Annotated in this window: 18 protein-coding genes; 4 read left to right on the top strand and 14 right to left on the bottom strand. The window is 31.0% G+C overall.

Translation table 11 applies throughout. From position 1 onward, the window contains the following. Positions 1–24: 24 nt before the first annotated feature. The 10 genes from BUR17_RS00480 to BUR17_RS00525 all read right to left on the bottom strand — a co-directional run bounded on the left by BUR17_RS00480 (position 25) and on the right by BUR17_RS00525 (position 7,460). Positions 25–396, bottom strand: a complete 372-nt coding sequence (locus BUR17_RS00480; protein WP_074228057.1) for a hypothetical protein — start codon at positions 394–396, stop codon at positions 25–27. A gap of 15 nt (positions 397–411) precedes the next feature. Continuing rightward, positions 412–1,194, bottom strand: coding sequence for a toxin-antitoxin system YwqK family antitoxin (locus tag BUR17_RS00485; protein ID WP_074228058.1), 783 nt, complete (start codon positions 1,192–1,194; stop codon positions 412–414). Between the two features lie 139 nt (positions 1,195–1,333). Continuing rightward, the gene (locus BUR17_RS00490) at positions 1,334–2,122 is read right to left on the bottom strand and encodes a GLPGLI family protein (protein WP_074228059.1); all 789 of its coding nucleotides are present in this window, start codon (positions 2,120–2,122) and stop codon (positions 1,334–1,336) included. Between the two features lie 228 nt (positions 2,123–2,350). Then, positions 2,351–2,632: a nucleotidyltransferase domain-containing protein gene (locus tag BUR17_RS00495; RefSeq protein WP_074228060.1), complete on the bottom strand. Its 282-nt coding sequence runs from the start codon at positions 2,630–2,632 to the stop codon at positions 2,351–2,353. Next, positions 2,623–3,135 (bottom strand): hypothetical protein, encoded by a 513-nt coding sequence (locus BUR17_RS00500; protein ID WP_074228061.1) that lies wholly within the window; start codon positions 3,133–3,135, stop codon positions 2,623–2,625. Before BUR17_RS00500 ends, BUR17_RS00495 begins: the two co-directional genes overlap by 10 nt. Before the next feature lie 136 nt (positions 3,136–3,271). Further along, positions 3,272–3,961, bottom strand: coding sequence for an HNH endonuclease (locus BUR17_RS00505; RefSeq protein WP_074228062.1), 690 nt, complete (start codon positions 3,959–3,961; stop codon positions 3,272–3,274). Between the two features lie 142 nt (positions 3,962–4,103). Next, positions 4,104–4,823 carry an AAA family ATPase gene (locus BUR17_RS00510; RefSeq protein WP_074228063.1) on the bottom strand — a complete coding sequence of 240 codons (720 nt, stop codon included), beginning with the start codon at positions 4,821–4,823 and terminating at the stop codon, positions 4,104–4,106. A gap of 183 nt (positions 4,824–5,006) precedes the next feature. Then, positions 5,007–5,510: a MepB family protein gene (locus BUR17_RS00515; RefSeq protein WP_074228064.1), complete on the bottom strand. Its 504-nt coding sequence runs from the start codon at positions 5,508–5,510 to the stop codon at positions 5,007–5,009. Between the two features lie 534 nt (positions 5,511–6,044). Then, complete coding sequence (locus BUR17_RS00520) at positions 6,045–7,025, bottom strand: hypothetical protein (RefSeq protein ID WP_074228065.1); 981 nt, start codon at positions 7,023–7,025, stop codon at positions 6,045–6,047. A 6-nt stretch (positions 7,026–7,031) separates the two neighbouring features. After that, entirely contained in the window at positions 7,032–7,460 is a 429-nt protein-coding gene (locus tag BUR17_RS00525; protein ID WP_074228066.1) for a hypothetical protein, read from the bottom strand. A gap of 199 nt (positions 7,461–7,659) precedes the next feature. Between BUR17_RS00525 and BUR17_RS00530 the strand changes: the two genes are divergently transcribed. After that, complete coding sequence (locus tag BUR17_RS00530; protein ID WP_074228067.1) at positions 7,660–8,736, top strand: sensor histidine kinase; 1,077 nt, start codon at positions 7,660–7,662, stop codon at positions 8,734–8,736. Next, a complete protein-coding gene (locus BUR17_RS00535; protein WP_074228068.1) occupies positions 8,733–9,458 on the top strand; it encodes a LytR/AlgR family response regulator transcription factor in 726 nt (241 codons plus the stop codon). Before BUR17_RS00530 ends, BUR17_RS00535 begins: the two co-directional genes overlap by 4 nt. 31 nt (positions 9,459–9,489) lie before the next feature. On the opposite strand, the gene BUR17_RS00540 is transcribed toward BUR17_RS00535, so the two are convergent. Continuing rightward, on the bottom strand, positions 9,490–10,116 hold the full coding sequence (locus BUR17_RS00540; protein WP_074228069.1) for a class I SAM-dependent methyltransferase: 627 nt from the start codon (positions 10,114–10,116) through the stop codon (positions 9,490–9,492). Between the two features lie 58 nt (positions 10,117–10,174). Beyond that, complete coding sequence (locus tag BUR17_RS00545) at positions 10,175–10,906, bottom strand: endonuclease (RefSeq protein ID WP_074228070.1); 732 nt, start codon at positions 10,904–10,906, stop codon at positions 10,175–10,177. A gap of 71 nt (positions 10,907–10,977) precedes the next feature. On the opposite strand from BUR17_RS00545, the gene BUR17_RS00550 reads away from it, so the two are divergent. Together BUR17_RS00550 and BUR17_RS00555 are read left to right on the top strand one after the other, a co-directional pair. Beyond that, positions 10,978–12,333, top strand: coding sequence for a deoxyguanosinetriphosphate triphosphohydrolase (locus BUR17_RS00550; RefSeq protein WP_074230169.1), 1,356 nt, complete (start codon positions 10,978–10,980; stop codon positions 12,331–12,333). 66 nt (positions 12,334–12,399) lie between these two features. Next, on the top strand, positions 12,400–13,338 hold the full coding sequence (locus BUR17_RS00555; protein WP_074228071.1) for an SPFH domain-containing protein: 939 nt from the start codon (positions 12,400–12,402) through the stop codon (positions 13,336–13,338). Between the two features lie 55 nt (positions 13,339–13,393). Here the strand turns inward: BUR17_RS00555 and BUR17_RS00560 are convergent, their stop codons facing one another. Next, positions 13,394–13,741, bottom strand: a complete 348-nt coding sequence (locus tag BUR17_RS00560) for a DUF4377 domain-containing protein (RefSeq protein WP_074230170.1) — start codon at positions 13,739–13,741, stop codon at positions 13,394–13,396. A 50-nt stretch (positions 13,742–13,791) separates the two neighbouring features. Then, positions 13,792–14,112 (bottom strand): DUF962 domain-containing protein, encoded by a 321-nt coding sequence (locus BUR17_RS00565; protein WP_074228072.1) that lies wholly within the window; start codon positions 14,110–14,112, stop codon positions 13,792–13,794. Between the last annotated feature and the right edge of the window lie 203 nt (positions 14,113–14,315).

The following is a 14,315-nucleotide window of genomic DNA, read 5'->3' on the forward strand; positions in this document are numbered from 1 at the left end:
TGATCAAATATAATTTTTATATGTTTAATCTACTAAAATTCTATAATCAAAAACTTCTTTTCTGTTTTTTAGGATTGATTCAAAATAAATGGGTTTAATGCTAATCTGCCTGCGATAAAATTTAAAATCATCATTGTAGATCTCTAAAATTTTATCTTTAGTTTCTTTATTGGGATTTTGTAAATATTTTTCACAAAGACAAAGAGCCAATTCTTGTTTCGCAGATTCAAGCCTCCATTGATTACCGACCATATGTTGTCCGTCTACTTTAAATTCCTCTTTTTCATCTAAAACATCATACTTGATTTTACAAAATCTAAAACTAACTTCTCCGGTATATTTTTCGGTACAGGAAAACAGTATTGTCAAAAGCGAGAATAGATAGATTGGTTTCATTTTGCAAAGTCTATGTTAGTTGCAATCTTTTATTTTTCTTCCGATTTTATACTCTGTTTCGCATATTGTTCCATCATCACTCAAGCAAAACCAAATGCCATTTTTTTTCCCATTTATATATTCTTCGTGTATTTTTAAAATTTCTTTTTCAAAAAAATTAAATTCTGACTTTCTCTCATTTTCATCGAAAATTGTCTCCCAATATTTATTTCCATCAGAACTGAATCTGATGTGTTTAATTTTTTTGTTTTTTTCGGGAATATATAAAGTTTCATCACTAACAATTTGCTCAGAATTTATGTTGTAGTAGAGCAATGTTTTGTTCAATTTTCCATTTTGATAAAATTCTTCAAATTTCAACCCATTTTTATTATACGTCTGTGCAATTCCCGAATAAAATTTGTTTGTTGATTTGTCATATGCGATTCCATTTTGAAAATAAATCTCTAAGTTTTTCAATTTTTTGAATTGGATGTTTTTGCATTTATTTTTATCATACCAACTTATCCATTTTTTGCGGTCTTCTTCATAATACCCACTAGGATATGTTCTCGCATAATTTGCCATGCTTTCTGTCGAAACGTGAGCGTATTTTAAAATGAATTTTAGTGAGTTAAGAAATTCTTCGTTTTGTATTTTATAAATTAAACTGTCAACAACTTTTATGTTATTAAAAAATTCTTCTTTGAAGTATAGGTTTTCTGTACAGTTTTCTATTGTACTAATTTGACTTCTTCCGAAAAACGGAACAAAACAAATTAGTACAAATAGTAATTTATTTAAATTTCTAGTTTTCATTAATTTTTTTTCTCAGTTTTTTCCAATAGAACTAGATTATAAAAAATTGCGGAGTTGGAAAAATAGCGCGGTTAAATATTTCGAATATTTCAATGTAGATTTACCCCGCATTTTGCCAATGCAATGTTAATCGAAGTTGTTATTTGTAATTTATTTTGTGATTTAATTCAATTGGATTATTTTCTTGTAAAATATTATTTTGCATCTCTTTAACCTTTATAGAAATATCCACTGTACTACCTTTCGGATCGGTAAATGTAGCTGTCTTCCAACCTTTTGAATTTATATTAAATGGGTCATTAAAATATGATTTTGCAAGTGTTTCATATTTTTTCCAATCAATTTTTACTGTTTTTGTTCGTGCGTCAAAAATATTCACGCCTTTCTTGACTTCTATCAAATTAAATGAATATTCATTGTTTAAATCTTGAATAGAAACAATCAATCCAGGTAAACCACTGAAAATATAGGGACCATCTGCAAAAGGTAATTCTGTAGTAAACCAAGCAATCCAGCTTCTTCCTCCATACGTAGTTTCTGCTTTTTGAGATTTATATTTTCCAATGAGCTTTTGTTCCGAAGTAATATTCCAATTTAATATTTCCTCAACTGGAAGAAGATAATCTGTTCCCAAATAAGTTATTACTTTTTCAATTCTTTTTTGAGCTAAATTCTTTTTGACATAGAATTGGTTTTCAACACCCATTTTAAATCTTCCGTGTCCATTATTCAACTTTATTGAATCTAAATTTTTGTCTAGTGAATCTCTAAAAATTGAACTATTATTTTTTAGATCCAAGATCATATTCTCGGAATAAAAATCATCTTGTTTTTCTGAATTCACTTTGCATTTTGTTTCGTAAATAAAACTAAATTTTTGCGGGAAGCAAAAGGTAGAAATTCCAAGAAAAAATATAATAGATTTCATTTATGACGAGTGTTTGTTTAAATTTCTGATAAAGGTTTGGGGCCTTGCGAAGTGAGAAAATTATAAGAATGAAAAGTTCAACAATTTACAATTGAAACAAAGTGCTTTTTTAGATTGTCTAATTTAAGAAAAAAACAATATGAAAAGCAGCGGCGTATAAAAAAGTAGAGTAGTTCAATTTAGAATTTAACCCCGCATTTTGCCAATACAATGTTGTACGCAGTTTTTTTATATTGCAATTTTTTTGGCATTAGATTTTTTGATAAAACTTAGTTCTATCTCTTCCTCAAAAGTTAGACATGTTATATGAGGAAAAAATTCAGTAAGTTCATGATTTATTTTCTTCTTAATACTTTTCATTGCATCATAATCTCCATAAATTATCAGAATATCTATGTCTTCATAATAGCTTCCAGTAAGATATGACCCAAAAAGATAAATTTGTAAATTTTGAGAATTAGAATTCTTTATTATCTCAATTAATTTCACATTAATGTTAGTTACCTCCATTTTGAGTTTAATTTTCCTAAAAATTCCCCCCAGGTACAACATTCTATATCAAGTTGCGTATTAATATTATGTGCTTGTGTAGTAATTGAGCCATTTGGGTTAGTTTTAATAACAACTTTAAAATCTCCATATAAGTCTCTTGCAAACCTTATTGACTCTCCTGTAACATCATATTCATTAATCATAATAGCAATGATTGATGGTAAACCAAATCGCTCGATTTCAATTCTTCTATTATCTAATCTTTTAAAACTTTTAACAGCTGTGTGTTGACGTAATGCTCTAGATACAAAATAAAATTCTTTATCTAATAAAATCTCATTATCTTCATTGTTACAGAATCTCATAAAATCTCCCAAAGTACCAAAAGAAATATTTCGATTATGTAAAAATTCAATTGCATTCCAAGGAATATTATGTTGTTTTTTTATATTAACAATAAAATTAATAGTGAGAAATCTATTGCAAATTTCTTGCAAAGCTGAAAGCTCTATTTTTTCCATTGATAAAGTAAATGCAGTAAAATCAATTCCTTTTTTACGCTCTACTAAAATTAAATTTTGCTCTATTGAATTAATTTTTTTTGCAGATTTGAAGTTTATTAATTTTTCAATTAAAAAATCTTTTTACCAATTATCGCTATACATAAACAGTTTTTATTTCTTGAGGAAATCTAATACCAGTTGATATTGTATTAAATATATGTTTTGCTTCAAAATCCTTAACATGTTGTTGGAAATTTTGAAAAATTTCTTTTTCGGATTCTGTCAATAAATGACTATTTATTTCAATAATATTTAATAGCTTTCTATTATTAGGAATTAAAATAGTTCTAATTTTTTCTAACCAAATTTCAGGCATTTCGCTTTCTGGATTAAATCGTTCTTCTGTTTCAGGACCATAAAGCTCAAAAACCGTCTTGTTTTCTTCGAATAATGGAGTAATAATTAATTTAACTGAAGTTCTATCGTCAAATTTTTTTATCCCGAAAATTTTAGAAATACTTTCTTCATGGTTTCTCTTCCATGTATTTATAAGTTGTTTTGGAAAATCATCTTCGTTCTTATCGATAATAGTGTGACAATTTGGACACAATAGAATTAAATTATCATAATCTCCTTTTTCGATATCAGTTAAACTATCATCTTTTCTAGCGCCTTTATTTACACTTATTATATGTGCGATTTCTGCAATATGAATTTCTTTTTCCTTAAAAGTTTTAAATAAAGGTTCATTACATTCTGGTCTTTGACAATAACCTCCTGAATTAGCAAAAAGTTTAACTTTTGTAAAATTGTCAGGATTTGCTTTTCCTCTTGAACATGCCATTTGATTGCTGTTTGTTTAAAATTGCGTACAACATTTGGATTCACGCATTGCGTCAATCCAAACTAATTACGCTAAAGTAAATAATTATCTAGTTCAAAACAATTTTAAATCAACATTCAAAGAAAAATCTTTATCTCAATATTTATAGAAGTATTGAGTTTTTAGCTTCCAACTTTTCAATTAAATTCCCTTTCACCACCGTAAAAGTATAATCTTTCGCTTCTGCAAACGAGATCTCATATTTTCTTTCAATATTCCTCAATTCTTCAGGAAATTGGGATAAAAGATGATCGTAATATTCATCAAGAAAATCTTTTGAAGGCATTTTGTAATTTATTTTTAACTGAAAACGTCTGATAATAGCAGTGTCAATAATTTCAGCGTGATTGGTAGCGCACAATAAAAGCGCATTTTCGGGATAATAGTCGATTAGCTGAATTAAAGTATTAACGAGTCTTCGCATTTCACCTACATCTTTATCATCACTTCCACGGGCTTTTCCGATTTGGTCGAGTTCGTCGAGAAAAAGAACTGATCTTTCTCTTGCAGCCTTGTCGAAGATCATTTTGATGTTTTGGGAAGTTTCCCCGATTCTTGATGAAACAATGTTGCTCAAATTTAAGATGATAATACTTTTTCCTAAAGCATTGGCGATCGCCTTTGCGGTCATTGTTTTTCCGCAACCTGAACTTCCTTCCAGAAGTATTTTATTATTGACGGGAAGACCATATTCCTGAAGTTCTTTGATGTAAGTATGTTCTTTGATGAGCTGTACAAATTGTTCCTTATTTTGAGGCTCAAGATAAACTTCATCCAGCGTTACAGCTTCTTTATCCTGAATAATGAGATTGTACAGATTCATATTTCTTGAACATTTATATTAATCTACAAAGATAATTGATTTAAAATTTTGAAGACTATTTAAATGAGTCTGAAAAACAATTTCTTCTTTTTATTTTTCAAATTCTTGCAAATTAAATTCATCGATTTTAAAGCATTTTAAATCTGCTCAATCAGAAAAATCTGCGAGAGAAAATTGTAATTTTTACTGAGCTTCAGATTTTAAAATAGATTCAAACTTCTCAACATAATTTTCATCAGCAAAGTTGATAAAAAATTGAGCTTGCCAGTTTTGAGTTTTCGTTGCCTGTTTATTTTGTGGAATATCCCAGTTCGGATAGACCCTGAAACCCCGTTTTCCGTCTTTGAAATTTGTACTGAGAATTTGATTTTTAATTAAAACTTCTTTCGTAAAAAGGAAAAACCCGAAATTCTCAGAGATTTCAGTTAGAATTAAATAAAGATCGGAAGTGTCCTCAGAAGTAAAAGGCTCTGTTTCTTTAGAAATAGAATTTCTTTTCCATAAAGTGACGAACTGACCAACTTTTGTCGGTGTTACTTTGGCTTTTCTGAATTTAATTTGAAAGGAATTGAGCTGAAAATTGCATCCAAAATATTCTTTGGATTCTTGCTCTTGGTGTGTATTGGAAATGACTAAGCCGAGATTTGAAAAAAGTAATTCTTGAAGCTTCTCGAGTAGGGTAGTCATTGCTTTATGTTTTCGGCTCTTTTACTCCGGTTGAGTAAAAGAGCGGCAGTTTAGAACTGCAAACATAAAAAAAAATATTAATTGAAATTTGTTAAATAAAAGAACGTGTTTATTAAAAACTAGTTTCTTTCTTTTCTAGCTGTTACAAAATAAGAAGTAACAATAACTGCACATGTAGCGATACCAATATAAGCGATCATAATTTTTGAATTTTTAAATTATTAATTATTTATTGCGAATTTTATAATTGCAATATTACAACTTTCAAATGACGTGCCAAATTGAATTGCTATGATGTATATCAGTGTTTTAAGAGTGTCTAGGTGTGTTTTTAGATGAATTTAGTATTAATGGATTGATTGCTTTAGGTGTAAAATGTTTTTGTTTTTAATTATTTAATTCATAAAAAATTAAGAATATGTTAATGTTTCTGTATTTGTTGTTTTCAGGTTGACAAAATCAAGGAAATAGAATGTAAAGCATATTAAATGTTCGAAACATCAAAATTTAACTTTTTAGCATTTAATTTTTATGTCATTTTGTTCTCGGTTTTCCAAAAGGATTGTAAGAAAGTCCTACATTGAAATAAAAAGAAGGCTTTGCATTAGATTCAAAAATATAATCTTTCTGAGATTCTTTCTTTTCAAAAATCCTTGAATTTGGCGTTGCTCTGAGTCCGGTTTTTAATGTTCCGATAAAATTTCCGCCTAAATGATGTTCATAAATTGCTCCGGAATTGATTTCCAATTGCCTGAATTCGTATGTTTTTCCTGACGGATAAAGATAGAAAGAAGTAGTGTCCATCTCGGTTCCGAAAGAAATTCTTCCGTTTGAAAAAATATCTTTTCTCACTAAAACTTTCTTAGGTAAAATAATATCTGCAACCCAGCCATTATCAAATTTATGTTCATAAGTAAAAATCGGTAGCGCAGGAATTGGTGTACTTGGATCTATTAAAACAGCGACTCCCAAAGTCATTTTAGTTTTTGCATTGGCTTTTAAAACCAAACTTCCAGTTACCATTCCTCTGATTCTTTCAAAACGCTGATCGCTTCCATCAGTTGATACAGTGGCAGAATAAACTGCTATTTTATTGAAAAGTTTTGAAAAATAAGTAACATTAACGGCCTCAGAATGATAATGGAAATTCCCTTTATTGGTATTTTCATCGGAGAAAATATTGATGTTGTTTTCTGAATTAACAGAAGTGAAGCGATAATTTAATGATCCGCTCAACATCCATTTTCTGTTTTTAATAAAATAAACATTGGCATTCGCTTTTACCTGCTGAAAAGATTTGATTTTATTTTCTGGTAAATCGCTTCCATAAAGTTCAGGTGAAAATTTATACGGCGTAACCTGGGTAAATTCGATATTTAAATCTCGGGCTTGAGGAAATTTATCGGTGACAAAAGCAACTACTTTATGCGGAATACTGTCTCTCTTTTGAGCCGAAACAATTGTTGCAACAGGTATAAGTGCAAAAGTGATTAGATTTTTTTTAAATAGGATCATAAGAATTTACTTGATGGCATTAATGGTAGACTGAAAAAAATTGAACATGAATATTCTGTCGTAAAAAGTTTCTATAGCATTTAGCTGAATAAAATCCATATACTTTTCAGCTTTTGAAACATTTTCTTCTTCCACAAAAACAAACCATAATTCCTGGATCTGATGATGGCTTTTAAAAAGTTCAGATTCATAAATGTCTAAAGCATGAGAATGCTTCATATCGTAAAATAAGACCCCTTTTTTTACTCCATTTTCTTCGATGATGTTGATTGGATGATGGATGTAATCGATCACTTTCAGGCTTTCATTGTAAGATGCTATAAAATGGTGAAGGTCGATAAGCTGAATGACTTTTTCTTCCTGCTGAGAATCGGTCATAAAATAACACTCCTGTGTAATTTGCTCGGTGAGTTTCTGAAAAACGTTTAATTCCATGTCTTGAATAAATTTTACAGGACAAAGGAATAGAGAAAAGGTTTTGGGAATTGGTTTTTTATACCAACTGCCTTACAAATTCTACCAAATACCACGTTTTAAAATTTTGTATAATAAAGTGCAGGGTTTGTATAATAATATGCTGTTTGATGACGTTATTAGTTATTTTTGTTTACAATTAACAAGGTCAGATATTTTAATGAATTGCAAGTCTAAAGAATTAAACGATACCATGGTGATTGATTTTCTGGTGGAAGATCGTTACCGTTTGTTGAGGCACGTTGTTTCTGCGATTTGTTTCTTTATATTTCTGTACTTCGCAGATTTTTGGCATTGGTACAAAGAAGGCTACCGATATTTTGTTCTGCTTTTCGTTTTTGTATCGTTGATTGGGATGGCATATATCAATATCTATGTTTTAGTGCCGCTTTTCTTCTTTAAAACCCGTTATGTAATTTACTTTTTATTGCTTTTCACTTTGGGAATTGTTGGTCTCAATCTGATCGGGAACTGTTTTGAGATCTTCTTTGCAGAATATAAAATTGAAGGTCTGGAGAATGACGCTCGACGAGGTGGGCTTTATGAAGGAATTATGATCTGTATTCCGATTATTTTGGTGAGTACAACGGTGAAACTTATTCAGAAATGGACAAAAGATAACATGAGAATTGTAGAACTGAGCAATTTGACGTTGAAAATGGAACTTAATGAATTGCGAAATCAGATCAACCCACATTTCTTATTTAATATGATGAATAATGTGAAAGCTTTAATAAGAACAGATCCTGAAAAAGCAACCGTTGTCATTATGAAGTTATCAGAATTCCTGCGTTATCAGCTTTATGAAAACAACGAAGAAAAAACGTTACTCACTTCCGAAATTGATTTTTTGTCTAATTTTCTGAACCTTGAAAAAATAAGAAGAGAAGATTTCCAAATTTATATCGACAGCAAAACCGATAAAAGAACTTTAAACAGCACCTTCATTCCGCCTAATTTATTTACCACGTTTGTAGAAAATGCCGTCAAACACAGTGTAGACATCAGTGGAAAAGGATCTTATGTGAAAGTGAATATCGAAATTAAAGATAAAACTCTTCACTTTGAATGCCGAAATTCTCAAAATTCAGAGTTTCCAATTCCCGAAACTATTTACAGCGGACTTGGATTGGTAAATATCAAAAGAAGATTGGAGCTGCTTTACCAAAACACTTTTACGCTGGAAATTTGTTCCACCACAAACGAATATATTGTTCACCTAATAATTCCTGTATGAACTGTATTATTGTAGATGATGAGTCTTTGGCAAAAGCAGAAATGCAGTCGTTAATCCTTGAAGTTTCAAAGATCAATATTTTGGGAACATTTTCGAATGCTCCTGCAGCGTTAGAATTTTTGAAAACGAATGTTGTCGATCTTATTTTTCTCGACATAGAAATGCCTCTCGTTACTGGTTTAGAATTTGCGAAAATGCTTCCCAAAGAATGTCTGGTTATTTTCACAACAGCATATTCTCAGTATGCTTTGAAAAGTTATGAGCTCGATGCGATCGATTATTTGTTAAAACCTATAGAAAAACCACGTCTGGAAAAAGCGATTGGAAAAGCAATACTTTATCATCAATTACTTTCACAAGGAACGGTGAAAAATACGGTTGAATCGAATACCAAAGAGTTTCTGTTCATTAAAGCTGACAGAAGGTTTTATAAGCTCAATTTTGATGAGATCAAATTTATCGAGGGTTTGAAAGATTATGTAGTGATTCACACCAAAACTCAAAAACTGATCACAGCTATGAATCTTAAGACCATTCATCAAAAACTTCCGGCAGAAATTTTCTCTAGAGTAAGCAAATCTTTTGTGGTTAATTTAAATGTAATCGATTCTTTTGATAATCATAATATTTACATCGACGAATCTGAAATTCCTTTGGGTGAAGTTTACAGATCTGATTTTTTTACTGCTTATTCCGGAGGTTCACTGAATTTGGAGGTCTAAATTTTCAAAAATAGAATGTTTCTAAAATGTTCTATTTTTTCTTTCCTAAAAATCGAATCACCGAACCTGTACCATTATGAAAAACACCTTCATTAAGTTCTATTTCTGTTTCCACCAATTCAATAATTTCATATTCCGGAAAATCAGATTTCATTTCATCAATTGAGAATAGAGACTCAATATCTTTCGGACCGCCAACTTTTTCGTTTTTTAACACAAGATCTAAATGTTTTTTGCTGAAAGCTTCAAAAATAATATAACCTCCTTTACGCAAATAGGTATCTAACATTTTATGGATCGAGGATTTAATATCTGCAGGAAAATGAGCATAAATTAAAGCAATGACATCAAACTGTTCTTTCTGGAAGTTCAAATTTTGCAATTCGCCAACCTGATAATCAATTTCTACATTGTTGTTTTCTGCAAGTTGCAACGCTTTATTTTTTCCTTCAGCACTGATGTCAAAAGCAGAAACATTCCATCCGAGTTGAGCGGCAAAAACGCCATTTCGTCCTTCACCTTCTGCAGGAAAAAGAATAGAGCCTGTTTCCAGTTTTTGCAGTTGCTCTTTTAAATAATTGTTGGGTTGTGTTCCATAAGCAAATTCATCATTGCTGTATCTTTCATTCCAACGGTCAAGCCATTTGTTGTCGGTCATTTCATGTAATTAAGGTTTTATAAATTTAGAATATTTTTTGTTCTTAAAAACATGATTTTTAATACAGTTTCTGGTCGTTTTCGCAGAAGAAACTTGTGCGTTTTCCTTTTCCCATATCTTTTTTAATAACCTCTTCACCACATTTTGGGCAGTTTTTCTGATGATAAATCTGAAAGTGTTTACTCAAGATATTCGCTTTTTTCCATTTTTTGAAATCGAAACTGTAATTTCTCGCTTCTGAAATGATTTCCTTTAATTTTTTCGGAGGCAAATTTCCAATCAGACTTTCCGGATGAATTCCAACTCTGAATAAAGCTTCATTTTTAATGATGTTTCCCACTCCTGAAAAAATATCCTGATTCATCAAAGCATCACAAATCATCATTTTAGGATTTTCTTTTAAAACTTTTTCAGTTTTTTCCGGGTTCCATTTGTTGCTCATAACATCTGCTTCCCAATCGATTTTCTTAAGAAAACTTTCATCCACAATTTTTACCGAACACGTATAAAAATACATTCCGCCATCTTTAAAAGTCAGTCCCAATCGGAGCGTGTCGATATCTTTTCTTTTATACAAACTGTAAGAGCCAAACATCAATAGATGAATTTTAAAAATAATTGTATCGAAAATCAAATAAGTTTGCTTTCCAAAAGTTTTTATTTCACGCAGAATTTCTCCTTTTACTTCGGGAGTTTCAGGAATTTCGCTTCCATCAGCTTCAATTACCTTTTCACCTACAAATTTTTGTAGATCTTCTTTCATTAAAACAATTGTGGGACCTTCAGGCATTGGTTGGTTTTTAAAGAAAAACTCAAATATTATTCCTTTAAAAGTAAAAATTGAATTAATTTTGAAAAATGATGAATTTGAACCAAATTTTTACCAGTCAGCGTACCGGTAACAATCCAAATACTACAGCTTCAAGAACAGATTTTCAGAGAGATTTTGATCGAATTATCTTTTCTTCGGCTTTCAGAAGACTACAAAATAAAACGCAGGTTTTTCCACTTCCGGGAAGTGTTTTTGTACATAATAGACTTACACATTCTTTAGAGGTTTCTTCTGTCGGAAGGAGTTTAGGAAGCGTGATCGGCGAATTTATTGCTGAAAATTTTAAAAGTGACCTTACAGAAGATTCAAAGAATTTTTACAACCATAATTTAGGAAATGTAATTGCTGCAGCCTGTCTTTGTCATGATGTGGGGAACCCCGCTTTCGGACATTCCGGTGAAGATGCAATTGCCAGTTATTTCGACCGAAATGAAAATGATCTGAAGCCTAAATTTAATGAAAAAGAATGGGCTGATCTGGTTAATTTTGAAGGAAATGCCAATGCGATTCGAGTTTTAGCACAACAGCAAAACGGAAAAGATGCAGGAGGAACTCAATTAACGTTTGCAACTTTAGCAAGTATTGCAAAATATCCCTGTGAAGCCATTGCCAAGAAAAAAGGCATTATCCACAGAAAAAAATTCGGATTTTTTCAGAATGAAAAAGATATTTTCCTTGAAATTGCAAAAGGAACAAATTTAATTTCAGAAAGCGAAGAACCGTATATTTTTAAAAGGCATCCTTTCGTTTGGTTGGTAGAAGCTGCCGATGATATTTGCTACAATATCATCGATATGGAAGATGCACACAGATTGGGTATCGTTTCAACAGCCGATTGTACAAACTTGTTTTTTGAGCTGGTAAAATCAGAAACTGATGATGTTGACAGAGTAAAAAGAAAGCTGGATTCTATAGGAAATGACAACGAAAAGATTTCTTATTTAAGAGCAAAGGTTATTAATGCTTTGATTAATAAATCGATTTCGATGTACAAGCAAAACTTTGATAAAATTCTTGAAGGGAACCTTGATAAAGCCTTGCTTGATATTTATAAAAGTGAAAATAAAGCTTTACAGGATATCGAAAGCTTTTCAGTCGAAAAAATATACAATCATAAAGCAGTTGTGGAAATTGAAAATGCAGGGTACAATGTAATGTACGAATTGCTTGATCATTTTATTCCGTCAATTTTGAAGTCTGAAGATAAAATTAAATCTTACGACACCAAAGCTTTAAAATTAATTCCAAAACAGTTTATTTACGAAGAAGGTAGCGATTATCAGAAAGTTCTTGGTGTGATTGATTTTGTTTCGGGAATGACTGATAATTACGCAACTGACCTTTATCGAAAAATAAAAGGAATTGATATCGGGATGACGATGTAGTAGCTTGTTTGATTGGTATGTAACTTTTTCGTATCTTCTCGACATATCAATTAAAATAAAACAAATATGGTGTATGTAGGTATTTTGGTCTTTTTTGGACTTGTCACATTATTCGCTTCTTTCTTTACAGTAAAGCAGGAATCTGCGGCTGTTGTAGAAAGATTAGGGAAATTTTTAAAAGTGAGCCACGCCGGTTTGCATTTGAAAATTCCATTTCTGGATCAGATTTCAAAACGTCTGAATCTTAGAATTCAACAGTTGGATGTTATTATTGATACTAAAACATTAGATAATGTTTTTATCAAAATGAAAGTTTCTGTACAATATCAGGTCATCAGAGAAAATGTAAAAGATGCATATTATCGTTTAGAAAATCCTGAAAATCAGATTACATCTTATGTTTTCGATGTGGTCCGTGCAGAAGTTCCAAAAACGAAATTAGACGATGTTTTTGTAAGAAAAGATGATATTGCAATTGCTGTAAAAAGTGAATTACAGGAAGCGATGCAAAGTTATGGTTATGATATTATCAAAGCTTTGGTAACCGATATCGATCCGGATGAACAGGTAAAACACGCGATGAACAGAATCAACGCTGCTGAACGTGAAAAAACTGCTGCTGAATATGAATCTGAAGCACAAAGAATCAGAATTGTTGCCGTAGCAAAAGCTGAAGCAGAATCTAAAAAACTTCAGGGACAAGGTATTGCAGACCAAAGAAGAGAAATCGCAAAAGGTCTGGAAGAATCTGTAAAAATGCTGAATGCAGCCAATATCAACGCACAGGAAGCTTCTGCATTGATCGTAGTTACCCAACATTACGACACCTTACAGTCGATTGGTGCGAATAATAGAAGTAATTTGGTTTTATTACCAAATTCTCCGACAGCAGCGAGCTCTATGCTGAATGATCTGGTCGTCTCTATGGCGGCAACCCAAAAAATGGAAGAATATTCTAAAGCTCAATTGCCTAATCCTCCTCAAAATAGAGGACATCAGGAATAAAATAGTTTAAAAAAATAAAAATCCCTTTCAAAAATAATTTGAAAGGGATTTTTTGTTATTTCTTGGTTTTAGAAACCTGCTTTATTAAAGTGTATTTAATTGAAGATGCGTCCATTGGCGGATTTTCAATTTTCTCTGTTTTTACTTTTAAAACATATTCATATCCTGGTTCGTAAGTGAAACCTTCAATGTTGGTGTAGAAATTTTGCCAGCTATCAGATGCTTTTTCTTTTACCTGAAGACATTTCATAGGAGCAACTCCTGTGCAATCTGCTGTTTCAGGACCTACAATGAAAGTTTTTTCATTGTCTGCTGTTGAGTTGGGCATCGGCTTACATTGTGATAAAACAAATAAAGACGATACTAGTAATGTTCCTTTTAGGAAGAGTTTCGCATTTTTCATAACTTCATATAATTTGGGGGTTGGTTTACAAGTTTTGTGCCAAAGAAAATTCAAGGTTGTTTTCCATTAAATTTCTGTTTTCCTATTAAAAGCTCAAAAAACAGTTTAAAATCAGACATTAAAGACCAAAGCGGATATTTGAAAGTGGCAGGTTTATTTCTTTCAATAAAAGCATGACTGAGCCAGGCAAAACCATATCCAAATATCGGAATATACCATAAGAACCTTTCTTTACCGGTGTATATTACAAAACCGATGACGAGAAATACAAATAAAATTCCAAGAAAATGAAAAATCCTGGTTCCTAATTTTTTGTGTTCACCGAGGTAAAACTCATAGAACTCATCATATGTTTTTATTCTTTCAGACATGGCATTATAGTTTAAAGTTCTTAAAGAACCTTAGCAATAATTTCGCCAATTATTAGAGCTGTTTAAATTTTTATAAAACATTTTTTAACATTAAGAAGTTAAGGTTTTCAGAGAATTGTGCTTAATAAACTTTCATCAAAATCAATTTATTGATTTCTTAAACCGTTCATTATGATGATGTTTCTTAATTTCTCAATGTTGAA

The sequence above is a fragment of the Chryseobacterium scophthalmum genome, assembly GCF_900143185.1.
Classification (GTDB): Bacteria; Bacteroidota; Bacteroidia; order Flavobacteriales; family Weeksellaceae; genus Chryseobacterium; species Chryseobacterium scophthalmum.